15 protein-coding genes are annotated in these 15094 nt (G+C 44.1%); 4 read left to right on the top strand and 11 right to left on the bottom strand.

The genetic code is table 11. The features are described 5' to 3' along the window. Positions 1–161 precede the first annotated feature (161 nt). The 8 genes from IGI77_RS05925 to IGI77_RS05890 all read right to left on the bottom strand — a co-directional run bounded on the left by IGI77_RS05925 (position 162) and on the right by IGI77_RS05890 (position 7661). A complete protein-coding gene (locus IGI77_RS05925) occupies positions 162–1256 on the bottom strand; it encodes an aminotransferase class I/II-fold pyridoxal phosphate-dependent enzyme (RefSeq protein ID WP_438769682.1) in 1095 nt (364 codons plus the stop codon). Then, positions 1246–2445 carry a MalY/PatB family protein gene (locus IGI77_RS05920; protein WP_438769681.1) on the bottom strand — a complete coding sequence of 400 codons (1200 nt, stop codon included), beginning with the start codon at positions 2443–2445 and terminating at the stop codon, positions 1246–1248. Before IGI77_RS05920 ends, IGI77_RS05925 begins: the two co-directional genes overlap by 11 nt. Continuing rightward, positions 2435–3403: a homoserine O-succinyltransferase gene (locus IGI77_RS05915; protein ID WP_010747802.1), complete on the bottom strand. Its 969-nt coding sequence runs from the start codon at positions 3401–3403 to the stop codon at positions 2435–2437. The genes IGI77_RS05920 and IGI77_RS05915 overlap by 11 nt, the downstream gene beginning before the upstream one ends. A gap of 399 nt (positions 3404–3802) precedes the next feature. Continuing rightward, positions 3803–4573 (bottom strand): C39 family peptidase, encoded by a 771-nt coding sequence (locus IGI77_RS05910; RefSeq protein WP_015509325.1) that lies wholly within the window; start codon positions 4571–4573, stop codon positions 3803–3805. 138 nt (positions 4574–4711) lie between these two features. Continuing rightward, entirely contained in the window at positions 4712–5323 is a 612-nt protein-coding gene (locus IGI77_RS05905) for a hypothetical protein (protein WP_005225537.1), read from the bottom strand. A 118-nt stretch (positions 5324–5441) separates the two neighbouring features. Next, entirely contained in the window at positions 5442–6329 is an 888-nt protein-coding gene (gene rsmA / locus IGI77_RS05900; protein WP_005225536.1) for a 16S rRNA (adenine(1518)-N(6)/adenine(1519)-N(6))-dimethyltransferase RsmA, read from the bottom strand. Further along, the gene (rnmV, locus tag IGI77_RS05895; RefSeq protein ID WP_016608225.1) at positions 6326–6898 is read right to left on the bottom strand and encodes a ribonuclease M5; all 573 of its coding nucleotides are present in this window, start codon (positions 6896–6898) and stop codon (positions 6326–6328) included. Before rnmV ends, rsmA begins: the two co-directional genes overlap by 4 nt. Further along, positions 6891–7661: a TatD family hydrolase gene (locus IGI77_RS05890; RefSeq protein WP_005225534.1), complete on the bottom strand. Its 771-nt coding sequence runs from the start codon at positions 7659–7661 to the stop codon at positions 6891–6893. The genes rnmV and IGI77_RS05890 overlap by 8 nt, the downstream gene beginning before the upstream one ends. 185 nt (positions 7662–7846) lie before the next feature. Here IGI77_RS05890 and IGI77_RS05885 point away from each other — a divergent pair, with 185 nt between their 5' ends. The 3 genes from IGI77_RS05885 (at position 7847) to IGI77_RS05875 (ending at position 9905) form a co-directional block, all read left to right on the top strand. Continuing rightward, positions 7847–8563, top strand: a complete 717-nt coding sequence (locus IGI77_RS05885) for a hypothetical protein (RefSeq protein WP_015509323.1) — start codon at positions 7847–7849, stop codon at positions 8561–8563. Positions 8564–8736: 173 nt separating this feature from the next. Continuing rightward, positions 8737–9597, top strand: coding sequence for a metallophosphoesterase (locus IGI77_RS05880; RefSeq protein WP_438769680.1), 861 nt, complete (start codon positions 8737–8739; stop codon positions 9595–9597). 134 nt (positions 9598–9731) lie between these two features. Beyond that, on the top strand, positions 9732–9905 hold the full coding sequence (locus tag IGI77_RS05875; protein ID WP_010747796.1) for a hypothetical protein: 174 nt from the start codon (positions 9732–9734) through the stop codon (positions 9903–9905). A gap of 28 nt (positions 9906–9933) precedes the next feature. Here the strand turns inward: IGI77_RS05875 and IGI77_RS05870 are convergent, their stop codons facing one another. Beyond that, a complete protein-coding gene (locus IGI77_RS05870) occupies positions 9934–11691 on the bottom strand; it encodes a metal ABC transporter permease subunit (RefSeq protein WP_438769679.1) in 1758 nt (585 codons plus the stop codon). Position 11692: 1 nt separating this feature from the next. Then, positions 11693–12415: a metal ABC transporter ATP-binding protein gene (locus IGI77_RS05865; protein ID WP_438769678.1), complete on the bottom strand. Its 723-nt coding sequence runs from the start codon at positions 12413–12415 to the stop codon at positions 11693–11695. A 573-nt stretch (positions 12416–12988) separates the two neighbouring features. Between IGI77_RS05865 and IGI77_RS05860 the strand changes: the two genes are divergently transcribed. Continuing rightward, positions 12989–14503, top strand: a complete 1515-nt coding sequence (locus IGI77_RS05860) for a flavocytochrome c (protein WP_010747793.1) — start codon at positions 12989–12991, stop codon at positions 14501–14503. Between the two features lie 56 nt (positions 14504–14559). On the opposite strand, the gene IGI77_RS05855 is transcribed toward IGI77_RS05860, so the two are convergent. Continuing rightward, positions 14560–15081, bottom strand: a complete 522-nt coding sequence (locus tag IGI77_RS05855; protein ID WP_438769677.1) for a GNAT family N-acetyltransferase — start codon at positions 15079–15081, stop codon at positions 14560–14562. Positions 15082–15094: the final 13 nt, after the last annotated feature.

Genomic DNA, 15094 nt, shown 5'->3' with positions numbered 1-15094 from the left:
AACCTACTTTTTCAAAGGAGAAATGGTTAATCCCTGTTGCCGTCAACCGAAAACATCGGACTCACTATTCATATGTAGTGTAACTTTATCCTATACAACTAAAACTGTCAATAAAATTACTCTACAAAAGTAAGTTTTTCACTAGCTGATCTGTGGTTGGGTTATTTGAATATCTTCAGTGCATTTTCTAAGTCATCGATCAAATCTTTACTGCTTTCGATCCCAATGGAGATCCGTAAAAGATCCGGCGTCAATCCATAAGATTCTCGTACCTCTTGAGGAATATCTGCGTGGGTCTGTGTCGTTGGATACGTGATGAGACTTTCCACACCACCCAGGCTTTCCGCAAAGGTAAAGACCTTTAATGCCGCTAAGAAGTCGCTGATTTTGGTTTCATCAAGCACCCGAATACTGATCATCGCCCCTGCATTTGGGTACAGCACCTCTTTGATCGCCGGATGGGCTCGTAAAAAGCGGCCAACTTCCTTGGCGTTGGCTTCTTGCCGTTCGAAGCGCAACGGCAGCGTCTTTAAACTTCGGATGAATAACCACGTATCAAAGCTGCTCAAGGTCGGGCCTGAAGTATTGGCTAAATAATTCAAGCGCTCCCCTACTTGCGCATCTTTGGCGATGACGACGCCAGCCAAAATATCATTGTGACCTGATAAGAACTTGGTGCCTGAATGGATCACTAGATCCGCGCCTTCTTCTAAGGGCAACTGCCGTAACGGCGTCAAAAAGGTGTTATCTACGATCAGTAGCGCCCCATGGTCGTGAGCAAGCTTGGCGGTTTCAGCAATATCCGTCACGGTCATCAAAGGATTCGTTGGGGTCTCTAAAAAGACAGCCGTTACCTCGTCAGTTAGTTTTTCACTTAATTCTGTTACAGTGCTGAAGGTATCGAAGAATGCCCGTTGGCTTTTTTCCAATTCCGCAAAATAGCGAAAGCTACCGCCATACAAATCACGAGAAACCAAAAAGCGACTCCCGCTGGTAAATAAGTCAAAAATCAAAGCGATCGCACTCATGCCAGAGCTGGTCACTACTGCCCGAGCTCCTTTTTCTAATTCAGCAAGACCTGCTTCTAAGATATCACGGGTCGGGTTTTTGGTACGGGTATAATCATAGCCTGTACTTTGCCCTAACTCTGGATGAGCAAAGGTCGTGGAAAGATAGATCGGTGGGCTGATCGCCCCAGTTTGCTGATCCGAATGATTGCCTAATTGTGCCAGAAAAGTTGCTATATCAATCGTCATGTCGTTCCTCCTTTTTGATTGCCTCGATCATGCGATCAAGGGCTTCTTGAATGATCGTCGGTGTTGTCGCAAGATTCAGACGAATCAAGCCCTGACCGTCTTGTGAAAACCATTCCCCATAGTCGACTGCCAGACCGGCAGTATCTTGGATCACGTGCTTGGTTCGTTCTTTGGCAATGACTTGCCGCAGATCGACCCAGAGAAGATAGGTTCCTTCTAATGGCAGCAGCTCAATTTTGGGAAATGCTTCTTGCAGTTGCTGGCGGACCATTTGTTCATTGGCAGCAATCACCAAAAGCAGGTCCGCTAGCCATTGATCCCCCGATTCATACGCGGCTTTCGCAGCCACCAATCCCAAATGATTGACTTCCGTCTGCTTGTATTGTCGACACCAAGCCTGATAGGCTCTGCGCATCTCTAAATCAGGAATCCAAACATGAGAGAGCAATAATCCTGCTAAGTTGAAAGTTTTTGAGGGCGAATCCAGAACGATCAGCTTCTCAAAGCCGACCCCCTGTGCCACTGTCACGGCTGAAACAAATTGCTGCTCACCGAGTATCAGCTCACGATGGATCTCGTCGGCGATCACGACAACCTCATGTTTTTGGCAAATGGCCAATAATTGATGCAGTTCTTTCTCTTGCCAGACCCGCCCTACTGGATTGTGGGGGGAGCAGAGAATAAATAGTTTCACTTTTTCTTCAATGATTTTGGCTTCAAAAGCAGCAAAATCGATTTGATAAAAATTCCCTACCTTTTGCAAGGGTGCTTCTATCAAGCGCCTTTTCGTCTCTTTGATGCTGTCAAAAAAGGGATAATAGACGGGCGGCTGGATCAAGATGCCATCGTCTGGTTCTGTGAAACAATGAAGCAAATCAACCAAAGATTGGACGACCCCTGTGGAAAACGAGAGCCATTTTTCTTCGAATTTCGTCCCCCAGTGGCGCTCTTGCCAAGCTTGATAGGCTAAAAAATAGCCTGAGGGGGGAATCGCATAGCCAAAGGTTCCTTGAGCAACCAGTTGCTGCAAGGCTTCTTCCACTGCCTTTGGTGCAGCAAAATCCATATCAGCTACCCATAAAGGCAAAAGCTTTTCTCCTTGGAACCGTTGATCAACAAGATCCCATTTTAAAGAATCAGTGCCTTTTCGCTGTCTAGCATAGTGGGAGAGAAAATGCTCAATCGTCATTGATACTCACCCGACCTTCTGGCTCACTGCCAATTCGGTAACCTTCTTTCGTCGGCGTGACGGACAGGTCATACGGCGTTCGCAAATAGGTTTCATTGATCCAATTGCTGAAAAACAAAGAGGCATGTCCCCGCCAACGGTTGGTAATTTTTCCGCCTAAACGGTCATAGGCAAAGTAATTTTTGGGCAATGCGGTAGCTAAGCCCCGTTCCATGTCTCGCAAGTACTCTTCATTCAAGGTCGTTGTGTGGTATTCAAAATGCCCTAGCAAGAAGGCATTTTTATGATCTTCTGATACGAAGATGGAAGGCCCTGTTTCAACACCCGCTGCCAAGATTTCTAAAGGCGCCTGGGCGAGCTGGCCTTCATCGATGCCAGTATAGCGCGAATGGGGCGTATAAAAGACGTCGTCAAAACCGCGAACGAGCGGATGAAAATGCGTGACTGCTTGTTCGAAGACACCGAACAATTTGCTTGGGTACAACACTTTGTCGATACCATAATGGTAATAAAGACCAGCTTGTGCCCCCCAACAAATATGCAGGACTGAAGTGCAATTCGTCTGGCTCCAATCCATGATCTCTTGCAGTTCTTGCCAATAATCAATGGCTTCAAAGGCCATTTTTTCAACAGGGGCACCAGTGATGATCAAGCCGTCGAATCGTTGGGACTGGATCACTGAGAATTCTTGATAGAACTTTTCCATGTGATCGACAGACGTGTTTTTACTTTCGTGGTACTTCATTTTCAGTAAAGTTACTTCAATTTGCAGCGGACTTTGGGAAAGCAGGCGCAGCAATTGATTTTCTGTGGCGATCTTTTTCGGCATTAAATTGACGATTGCGATCTTCAAGGGACGAATCTCTTGTTTCGCCGCTTTATGCTGCAGTAAGGCAAAGACATTTTCTTTTTGCAGGACCGCTGCAGCGGGTAGTTCTTTGGGAATAATGATCGGCATTGCTTCAACTCCTTACAGTTAAATTTCTTGTTGAAGAGAAGGCGAATAGTTTCAGCTGTGAAAAACAAAAAAAGCCGCCCTTTTATCCTTACGGATAAAAGGGACGACTTGATGCGCGTTACCACCCTAATTCGTGCTATTCTCACAAATAACACCTCAACAGTACACTATGATACTTGGCGCTGTAACGGGCGCATGCCGTTTTGCTGGCGTGAACCAACAAAAAAACTCAGAGCTCATCTTCACTGATCACCGCATGTCTCCTTTTTCACCAACCGGAGTCTCTGTACCTTTGTTGATCTGCTACTCTTCTCTTCAACGTTATCGATTTCTTTGTTTAATTTTAAAAAATTATAATTGTTTTTTCATTTACTGTCAACGGCAAGTTAGGGGTTTTTCTTAGATTTCTTCTAAATATAAGTATTGCTGACCCATTTTCTCATAGATCGCTGCTAAGTCTTCTTTGCTGACTTCACGATCCTTATGTCCATAAGGGTCGTTGACATACATCGTATCACCATCGATGCCTGTGATCACCACCGAATGGATCAATGCCGTCACAAGGATTTCGCCATTTTGGGTATTCCATTGAAAGAAATCCGCATCGGTCGGTACTTGTAATTCTAACGTCGCAATCATCCAAACTGGTTTCCCAGATTGTAGTACTTTGACGATCTCATCAAAGCTTTTGTCTCGTCCACTAACAACTTCGTATTGCTCTTTTACAATCCTTTCGGCGACATCGGTGATCGGTTCTACGTCAACCCCCATCGCGCTATCGCCGCCATAGATGTTTCCAACAAAGCCTTCTCGTGGATCTCCATGGTGATAATAATCCTCATAAAGCGGGACATACGCTAATTCTTCCGCCAATTGATTTTTATTGGTATCAAATCCGTAAAAATTCAAGAGCATCGATAAAGCCGTTACCTCACAGCCGTTCCCTAACGCCACTTCATCGAATTGATTTTCTAACGGAACATCCAATTGAATAACCTCACTGTATTCAGGCTCTGGTGTTTGTTCTTCATCCGAAAGTGCTAGTGTCAATTCATCCTCTATCTTTTCAAAGGGGGACTGCCCGTTCTTACTGTCATAAAAAATCAGCAGAAAGAAGAGCATCAAGACGAACATACCTAAAAGTAACCGTTTTAACTTTTTCTTCTTCATCTACTTCCTCCTCTTGTATATTATAACTTATTTCTGTTTATTATTTCACTATAATAAACTTTTTAGGAAGGAGTATTTTCTTAATCTAAACACAAAAAAATAGACCCGTTTAGGCAGCGGGTCTATTCAAACTGGCGCTTATGCCGCTTTCTTCTGTTTCTGAATAAAGCGTCCTTTTGCTTTCGAAAACGAACGAATATCAAATTGTTTGCTTAAGGCACCTGCAACAAAATAAGCCAAATTGAAATCGATCAAGCTATGGATCAAACCGCCGATCCCCATCAAAACGAACAAGAAATAGTAGAAATTACCATCGAATGCGGTCCCTGGTACATTTCCTGTGAAGTAAAAGGCGGCAACGACTGCCATTTCTACGGCAGAATGGATCAGTCCGATAATCAAGTTAAAGCTCTGAAATTTGATATTCAATAAAGAGGGTTTGCCATTTTTTAGTAAAATATCTGGGTGCTTCTGTAAATAAAAGGCACCGATGACGGCAAAAACAACATGGGACAATGCCCGTAAAGCAATGATTGGTGGCAGTGTTAAGAAAAAGCCAAAGGTCGTTCCTAAAGCTACCGCGATCGCCATCGCAGGTGAAAAGAACATCGCCACAAAGACGGGCACATGGCTAGCTAAGGTAAAAGATGCTGGTCCGATGACGATTTTGGGCATTACCATGGGAATGACGATCCCCATGCCGATCAACAATGCAGCGATCGTTAAATGGCGGATGGAATGATTTTTCATTTATACTCTCTCCTTCAATGTGTCATGACAGTTCTGTCTTGCTTATTCTACTGGTATTTCCACGAGGTGTCAAGACACAAAAAAACGAATGTTTATTCAACATCCGTTTTTATTGAAGTTATCCTTTACGCGCTTGCATTTCATTGCTTAATTTGGCAAATTCCGCTAACGACAGCGTTTCTCCACGTCGTTTCGGATCGATCCCACTTGCTTCTAAGCTGTCTGCCAACCACTGTTTGGTTGTTTCATCTTTTCCATAGCTATTTTGCAAATTGTTCCAAAGGGTTTTACGACGCAGCTGAAAGGCTGCTTTCGTTAATTTGAAAAACTCTTTTTCATCGGTGACTGCGACTGCTGGTTGTGATCGACGCGTCAATTTCAAAATAGCCGAATCAACATTCGGTTGGGGCACAAAAACGGTTTTCGGGACGATGAATGCCAGTTTTGCTTCCATGTAGTATTGCACAGCGATCGACAAAGAGCCATAGGCTTTAGTCCCGGGAACTGCTGAGATTCGATCTGCCACTTCTTTTTGCATCATCACGACCATTTCATCTACTTTTACCTGAGACTCTAAAAAGTGCATCATAATTGGCGTAGTGATGTAGTAGGGCAAATTTGCGACAACTTTTAATGAAGCAGCCGTATCGCTGAATGCTGACTGAATGGTCGTTGCCAGATCTGCTTGCAAGACATCTTGATGAATGATTTTCACATTTTGATATGGCTGCATTGTGTCGGCTAACACTGGGATCAACCGATCATCAATTTCAAACGCCAACACTTGCTTGGCATGTTTTGCCAACTGTTCGGTCAGCGCACCGATTCCAGGACCAACCTCAATGACGTTTGTCGTCTCGTCGATGCCTGCAGTTTCTACGATTTTCCGTAAAATATTCGGTTCTGTTAAGAAGTTTTGCCCTAAACTTTTTTTAAAGGTAAAGCCATGTTTCGCTAAAATCTCTTTGGTTCTTGAGGGGGTTGCTATATCTCGTTCTTCCTTCACAATTCTTCCTCCACTATTTTCATTGCTTCTGCCAACTCTGCATCGGTGATACGAAACATTGTCAGCCGCTTCTCTAATTGTTTGCCGTTCGTATAGCCGATGCGTAAAAGATCCCCCAACCGCTCTCGTTTCTCTTTCGCTCCAGCCCCTGCGATCAAGCCATACGCTAACAACTGTTGCCGATCAATGGTCCCCTCACTGACTTCATTTGAAGCAATCGGGGTTACGACTTTTCGCAAGGCTTCTTTCAACGCTTCATGGCTGGCGTGTTCCACGCCTAAACTGCCCTTGCTTTTCGGTGCTGCCTGGCTGCGCGGTAAAAAGGCATGCTTGGCATCAGGAACGACTTCCATAATGATTTTGCGGATCTTTTCTCCCGAAAAATCGGGATCGGTAAACACGATGACCCCTCGTGTCTCTTGGGCGTGCTCGATTTGATCAAGGATCGTGTCATCGATCGCCGAACCGATCGTCTCGATGGTATCTACATCGAACACTTCTTGCAGTCGGCGGGTGTCGTCTTTGCCTTCGACGACAATGATTTCTTCGATTTTCGGTTTATTAGTCATTGATCCTAAACAAGCGATGGGCATTTTTTGTCGTGTAGGCCGCAACATCAGCCACCGCTTCTTGCCGCAGCTCCGCGATTTTATCCACTACATAATGAGTATAGCCCGGTTCATTGCGCTTGCCACGATAAGGAACAGGGGCTAAATACGGCGCGTCAGTCTCAACGAGTAGCCGATCTTGTGGCACGACTTGCGCAGCTTCTTGTACCTCCGTCGCCTTTTTGAAGGTCACGACACCACTAAAGGAAATATACATTCCTAGGTCCAAGAACTTTTTCGCCCATTCGCCGTCCCCACTAAAGCTGTGCATGATGCCGCCGATCGTTTGGACTTTTTCATCCTTTAAAATCGCATAGGTATCTTCTAAGGCTTCACGGGTATGAATACTGATAGGCAGCTGATGTTCACGGGCGATCGCCATTTGCCGACGAAAGACCTTTTCTTGAACTTCCTTCGGATCTTCCATCCAGTGATAGTCTAAACCGATTTCACCTAGGGCAACGACTTTTGGTTGTTCCAAGCGCTCTTGCAAATAGGTTTCCACTTGTGGGGTATAAGAACCAGCTTCGGTTGGATGCCAACCGATAATACTGTAAATGCCAGGATATTCTTTGCTTAATGCTAACGATTTTTCAATCGTTGGCTGATCGAAACCGACGACCGCCATCTCCGTTACTCCTAGTTCTTGCGCACGGGCGACCGTTTCGGGAATGTCTTCGTTAAACTGTTCTGCATTCAAATGTGTATGAGAATCAAAAATCATGAAATCTCCTCCTTAGTCCTTCTATACTCTAGCATATTTTGACGGTTTAAGAAACGAATCCTCTTCGCTTTTTTCAGCAGTTTAAGAAAACTTTCAGCAAGCAAAAAAAATCCGCCCAAAGTTGGAGGACGCCGAAGCTGATTTTCTCTATACTGAGGGTAACGAAATCGTATGGAGGTGGAAATATGGAACGATCAAAAATTGATCCCGGCCGCTTTTTTTCTGGCCAAAAAGCAGCCACGAAAGGCACGTTAAAACATCAATATCATTACTATCGGCAGCAAAATGCCCATCAAGCATTCAACAGCGATTTTCAGCGAAATTTCCAGCATGATTTCCCGAATTTTGCTACCTGGCTAAAATTGCAGCAACAGACACCACAAAAGAATCAAACAGCGACTTTTTCTCACTGGTTATTGGTTGGTTTCTTCGGACTTTTGACAGCAGCAAGTTTTTCGCAACAGCTCTTATTCCTACTTTTTGTCTTTGTCTTAGCCGCTCTCGTCAAAGGACCTGGCATGATCGTATGGGGCATCGTGTATTCCTTCTTAGTTAGTCTGTTCCCGCCATTGGGTATCGTTCTTTCTGGCTTATTTTTCTTACTGACCCTGCGTCAATTAACCAAAAATGTCACTTTCGTTTTGACTGCATTGTACTTTTACGGCTATCCCTTTGTCATCACAGCCCTCCAACACTTTACGAATTGGGACCCGCAATGGCTGTGGGTCGGCAGTATCGGTTTTGCCTTGATCAGTGGCCATTTTGTCTTAAAGCAAAACTATCCCTTTGCTTCAAGTAAAAGTCTCGCATGGGCGATCATCTCCGTCCCTTATGATTGTGTCATGGCTTTGATCCCCGTCAAACACAAAGCACGCTTTAAACGTTTGGTGAAAATCAAATAATTACGATTTAGGATACAAAAGTCGGCTATTACCGCCCCTTTTGTATCTTTTTTTCATGGAAGAAACAAACGAAATACGATGGATATTTTTTGTTATTTTTGCTTTCGCATGATTGCTTTTTTTGTAAGAATCTACTATGCTAGAAACTAGCAAATCAAAAAAGGAGCCACGCCATGTACACCCTCATTCTTATTGCATTCCTCCTTACGGGCTTGCTAGTTTACTCCTTTATTATTGAACCGCATCTTCTCAAACAACGGCACTACCTCATAAAAAAAGACAAGCGCACCGTCTTAGATATTTCAAAGGCTTTCGATCTTTATCAAGCAGAAAGCAATCTCGTGATCGCCCATATCAGCGACCTTCATTTTTCTCGTTGGTACAAACCACGGCGAATGAATCGCATCATTCGATCAACGATCCAAAACAAGCCGGATCTGATCATCATCACGGGGGATCTGATCGATAATTATAAAAAATGGCCGCATCGTTCAACCAAGCGACTGATCGAAAAGCTGAAAAAATTGCAAGCGCCTCTGGGTAAGATCGCAGTTATGGGGAACCATGACCATTTGAATGACGGGCATTACTTTGTTAAGGAAATATACCAGCATGCAGGGTTTACCTTACTTGATAATGAGTCGGTTTTTGGTTCTGATGACAAAACGTCGATGAATATTGTCGGTATCGATATAGAAAGTCCGAAAGTCAGTTTTACCTATGAAGCAACCTTAGCAGAATGGCAGTTGCTTTTGCTCCATGAACCCGATTATGTTTCTCGGATCACCAATCTGCCAAACTACGACTTGATTCTTTCTGGCCATAGCCATGGCGGGCAGATTCGCTTGCCTTTTTATTATGCGAAAACAAAGGGCGCGTTGAAATATACCGATGGGCTCTACCTTTTAGGCAATGAGACCTTATTAAGTGTTTCCAGCGGGGTTGGTATGACCAAGATTCCCGCCCGACTCGGTGTCCCACCTGAGATCCTTTATTACCATTTAGAACCGCAACAGCAATTGAACGTTTCTTAACTGTTCATCGGTGCAATTGGGAAAAAATCAGCGACTCGTTTCAGCAAACGTTCGATTCGCTGATTTTCTTTTTGCGCCTACCGTGTTAAAATATACTAAATAAACACTTTTCAACAATTAGGAGGAACCAAAAAATGCTCATCTCGGGAACGCTTTGGTTTTTGATCGCCTTCTTCGCTTATACAGCCTATGTATACGGTCAGGGGTTGTACTTTCCTGTCATCGCTTTTCTTGCTGCTTTGATGGGCTGCGGATTTTATCTCTTTGCTTTTCTCCAGCACAAAAATACGACGAAAAAACATCCTTAGCCAGAACGAGCTAAGGATGTTTTTTGCATTATTGATTCAAGCCCTGATAAATCGTATCGAGATTCCACTTCATCATGTTATAGTAGCTGTCACCTTCTTCTCCCGGTTCTGCAATCGAATCGGTAAAGACGGTTCCGAATATCGGAATACCTGCATCACGAGAAACACTTTGCATCGGACGAGTATTGACGCTGCTTTCGACAAACAAGGAAGCGACGGCTGAGTTTTGCAGCTGATCCACTAAGTTCTTGATTTGCGCAGGGGTTCCTTCTTCTTCGGTATTGATTTCCCAGATATAGGCCGACGGTACACCGTAGGCTTTGGAGAAGTATTTGAAGGCTCCCTCACTGGTGACGATCAATTTCTTCTCTTCGGTAATCGATTGGAAGTTTTCCTTCGCTTGCTGATCCAGTTCTTCTAATGAAGCCAAGTAGCGTTCAAGGTTTTCTTCATAGAAAGAGCGATTGTCAGGGTCCTTTTCGCTCAAGCGTTGAGCAATGTTGCGGGCATAGATCATACCGTTTTCTAGATTTAACCATGCATGAGGATCGGCTTTGCTGTGGTCTTCATCATCAGAAAGATAAAGCACATCCACGCCATCACTGACGGCAAAGTAATCTTCATTTTCTACCTTATTGGCATTGTTCATCAATTTGGTAAACCAGCCATTGCCGCCAGTTTCTAGATTCAAGCCGTTGTAAAGGATAAGATCGGCATCGGTCGCTTTTCGAACATCTTCCACTAAAGGTTCATATTCATGGGGATCACGCCCCACTGGTACGATACTGTGAAGATCGATTCGATCACCGGCAATGTTTTCCGTAATATCAGCAATGATCGAATTGGTCGCTACTACTGAAAGTTTCTCTTCTGTTTGGGCCATCTGTCCGTTTTGCTGTGCCAAAAAGAAGCCACCAGCTACAGCTGCCGTTGCTAAAACCGCCGTCGCTGACCAGCGTTTGACTGGACTGGTCTTTTGTTTTGGTGAGAACAAGAAACCGATCACGAAAAAGGCTCCTGCGGTCAAAACGATACTTGATCCTGCGGCAATATTAAAGCTATACCCGATAAACAAGCCGATAAATGAGGCGAAACCACCTAAAACCCCTGCGATGACCATCATATGCTTCAATTGTTTTGTATAAAGATAAGCCGTTGCTGCTGGAGTGACTAACAGAGCCACGATCAAGATCGTTCCGACGCTTTGCATCGCTGTCACTGAAACCAAAGTCAACAAGAACATCAATAAATAGTGATAGGCTTGCACTTTCATCCCAAAGGCCTTTGCCATCATCGGATCAAAAGACGTGATCAACAGTGGACGGAAGAAGAGGATGATCACTGCCAGCACAAGGATAGCGATAGCGATCGTCAGCCATTTGTCGCTGTCTTGCACCGCTAGCACATTCCCAAACAAAATGTGAAACAAATCAGTCGAACTATTTGCTACTCCAATCAAGATAACCCCTAAAGCTAGAAACGAACTAAAGGTGATACCGATCGCTGTATCGCTTTTGATTAGGCTGTTATTGGCGATATAGGTAATGATCATGGAAGCCAAGATCCCAAAGAAGATCGCCCCGACAAAAAAATGAACGCCGAAGATATAAGACAAGGCTACCCCTGGTAAGACCGCATGAGAGATTGCATCCCCCATCAAGGACATCCCTCGTAAGATAATAAAACAACCGATCACCCCTGCCACGATCCCGATCGCGACTGCCGTGATCAAGGCATTTTGCAAGAAATGATAGTTACTTAAACTCGTAAAAAAGCTTGTCAACATGTTAAACGCCTCCTTTCACGATGATCGCATCGCCAAATGTTTGCTTCAAATTGCTCTCGGTAAAGACTTCACTGACTGGTCCCGCAGCGATCAGGGTTTGATTGAGCAGAACCAAGTAATCAAAGTATTCGGTGATTTTCCCCAGATCATGGTGAACGATAAAAATCGTCTTGCCAGCATCTCGCAAGTTACGCAACAGGCCGACGATGATCGCTTCACTGGTGGCATCGATCCCTACAAAGGGCTCATCGAGGAAAATATAGTTGGCATCTTGCACCAACGTTCGAGCAATCAAGACCCGCTGAAACTGCCCGCCGGACAATTCCCCAATCTGACGTTCCGCAAAGGATTTCATTTCTACCGCTGCCAGAGCGGCTGTCACTTTCTGCCAATCGTTTGCCGACATCCTTTGGAACATGCGCATCTTAGGATACAAGCCTAAAGATACGACTTCTTTGACTGTGATCGGAAACGTGTAATCAACCGCGGTCTTTTGTTCGACATAGGCAATTTCCTTTTGAAAGTCTTTTAACGCTTTTTTGTCGACACTCATGTTCCCACTGGAAGGGATCAATTTCAACGCCGCTTTGATCAGCGTCGACTTCCCTGCCCCATTTGGACCAATGATCCCTACGATCGACGGTTTTTCTACTTGAAACGACAAATCCGAGATCACTTGATGATCGCCATCATAGGCTGCGGATATTTCTGAAAAAGTAATCATTATTTTCACTCCATTTCCATAGTTAAGGATAGTTTATTTATTTTTTAGGTAGACCTAACTTATTTTTATTATACAAGAAAGGATTTGTTTTGCAAGACAGTTCTCTTGATTTTTTTAAGAAACACCACAGTTTCTTGGCAATGACTCTTGAAAACTAAGATTCTATCTTTATTTATTGAGTAAAAGTTGGTGCCCACAAACACGGATGCCATCAATTTCTTTCTATCTTTTGAGCGCAAAGCATTTGATTTATTCTTAATAAAAGAGATCATTCCTCGGCACCTCAGTGACGTACGTTTTTTCAATAACAGAAGAGAGGCGAATCAAAGCCTCTTCGCTTTCTCCCTTTATGATTAATACCAAACAAATCAAAGAATCAACAATTCTTCTATTTCCATAAATTCACGAATTCACTCTCTTTAATGATGACCAAGAAACCCTTTCATCTCGACTAAAACGCTTTATAAATTAAACTTTTCTAATTATTATGTGATTTTTCGAACAAAAGCTAAAAATAACATGACAACTATGTTAGTCTTTGATTTGGAAAAAGTTTTAGGAGGAATAAAAACAATGAAGAAAATTTTCCAAACACTATTAGTCCTAACCTCGTTAGCAACTTTGAGTGCTTGTGGCGCTGATTCACAAACAAGCAGCAGCTCAAGTACTGGTTCATCTGCTAATGAAGAAACAGATGCAACTTCTGCTGCATCTGGTCAAGAATACACAGACCCTAGCGAACTTGCAGACAGCTACGATGTCGTGATCGTCGGTGCAGGTGGCGCTGGAATGGCCGCTGCGATCCAAGCAAAAGAAGCTGGCGCAAACCCAGTTATTTTAGAAAAAATGCCAATTTCTGGTGGGAATACATTGAAATCTTCAGCAGGAATGAACGCTTCAGAAACCAAATTCCAAGAAGCAGAAGGCATCGAAGATTCAAACGATCTATTTTATGAAGAAACATTAGCTGGCGGTCACAACACCAATGATGAAGAATTGTTGCGCTACTTTGTGGATCATTCAGCAGAAGCGATCGATTGGTTAGATTCCATGGGTATCACTTTAGACAACTTAACAACGACTGGCGGGATGAGTGAAAAAAGAACGCACCGTCCATCGGATGGTTCTGCTGTTGGGGAATACTTAGTTGATGGCTTGATGCGCAACATCCATGAATTGGAAATCCCAATTTTTGTGAATGCCGATGTCAAAGAAATCAATGAAGAAGATGGTCAAGTCAACGGGGTGACCGTTGAAGTAGAAGGAACCGAACAAACCATTGATGCCAAAGCAGTTGTCGTTACAACAGGCGGTTTCGGTGCCAATTTCGACATGATCACCGAATACAAACCAGAATTGGCAGACTACGTGACAACGAACCAAGAGGGTTCGACTGGTGATGGGATCAAAATGATCGAAGCATTAGGTGGACAAACGGTTGATTTAGAGCAAATCCAAATCCACCCAACAGTGGATCAGTCTAAATCACTGTTGATCACTGAAGCTGTCCGTGGAGAAGGCGCGATCTTGGTCAATCAAGAAGGCGAACGGTTCTTCAATGAAATGGAAACACGAGACAAAGTCTCTGAAGCGATCATTGCCCTACCTGAAAAATCAGCAACGTTAGTTTTTGATGCAGGTGTCAAAGAACGCGTGACAGCCATTGATTTTTACGAGCAACAAGGGTTAGTCAAATCCGCTGACACGATCGAAGAATTAGCAAAAGAATTGGACATGCCTGAAGCAGCGCTTGCTGAAACGATCGCTACCTGGAACAGCAGTGTAGCTGCTGGTGAAGACGAAGCCTTTGGACGCAGCACAGCAATGGACAACGATTTGTCAACAGGACCTTACTATGCTATTGCCATCGCTCCTGGTATCCACCACACGATGGGCGGCGTGAAGATCAACACCAACACAGAAGTGATCGCTACGGATAACGAGATCATTCCAGGTCTTTTTGCAGCTGGTGAAGTAACTGGTGGGTTGCATGGTGAAAACCGAATTGGCGGTAATGCCGTTGCCGATATCATCATCTTCGGACGCCAAGCAGGAACAAAAGCTGCCGAATTTGCGCAAGAAAATTAAACTATAACCGCGAAAAGACCGCCCAGATATCTTTCTGAGCGGTCTTTCTTAGTTGATCACATCTCTTTCGCCACAGCATACACAAGATGCGGCATGTCCACTTGCCGATAGTGTTTGACAAAGCGATCCACCAGCTTCATTCCATTGCGCAATGCCACATTTATGGAGGCTTGATTGGTCTCACGAATGATCGAATAAACAATGGCGGCATTCAGCGTTGCAAACGCATAGTCTTTACAGGCCTGGGCGGCTTCTGTGGCAAACCCATGATGCCAGAAGTTCTTTTGAAACAAGTACCCAATTTCTAAAACGGCTTCTCCCTTGACGTCTTGCCATGTCAACCCGCATTGACCGATCGCTTGCCCGGATGCTTTCTCAATCACTAGCCACAAGCCAATGTGATCGTTTTGATAGCGTTGCAGCTGTTTGTCGATCCAACCAGTGACTTCTTGTTCACTGAAGGGTCCTTCATAGGCAATCATGACTTCTGGATCTTGCAAAATCTTTTCAATCGCTGGTCGATCGTCATAACTCATTTCTCGCAGGACTAATCGCTTAGTTTCAATTAGTGGTTCCATGGTGGTTGCGCCC

The organism is Enterococcus sp. DIV0213h, from assembly GCF_051711285.1.
GTDB lineage: Bacteria > Bacillota > Bacilli > Lactobacillales > Enterococcaceae > Enterococcus_D > Enterococcus_D casseliflavus.
The sequence above is the reverse complement of the archived record's forward strand: the minus strand, read 5'-3'. Positions and strand labels throughout refer to the sequence as shown.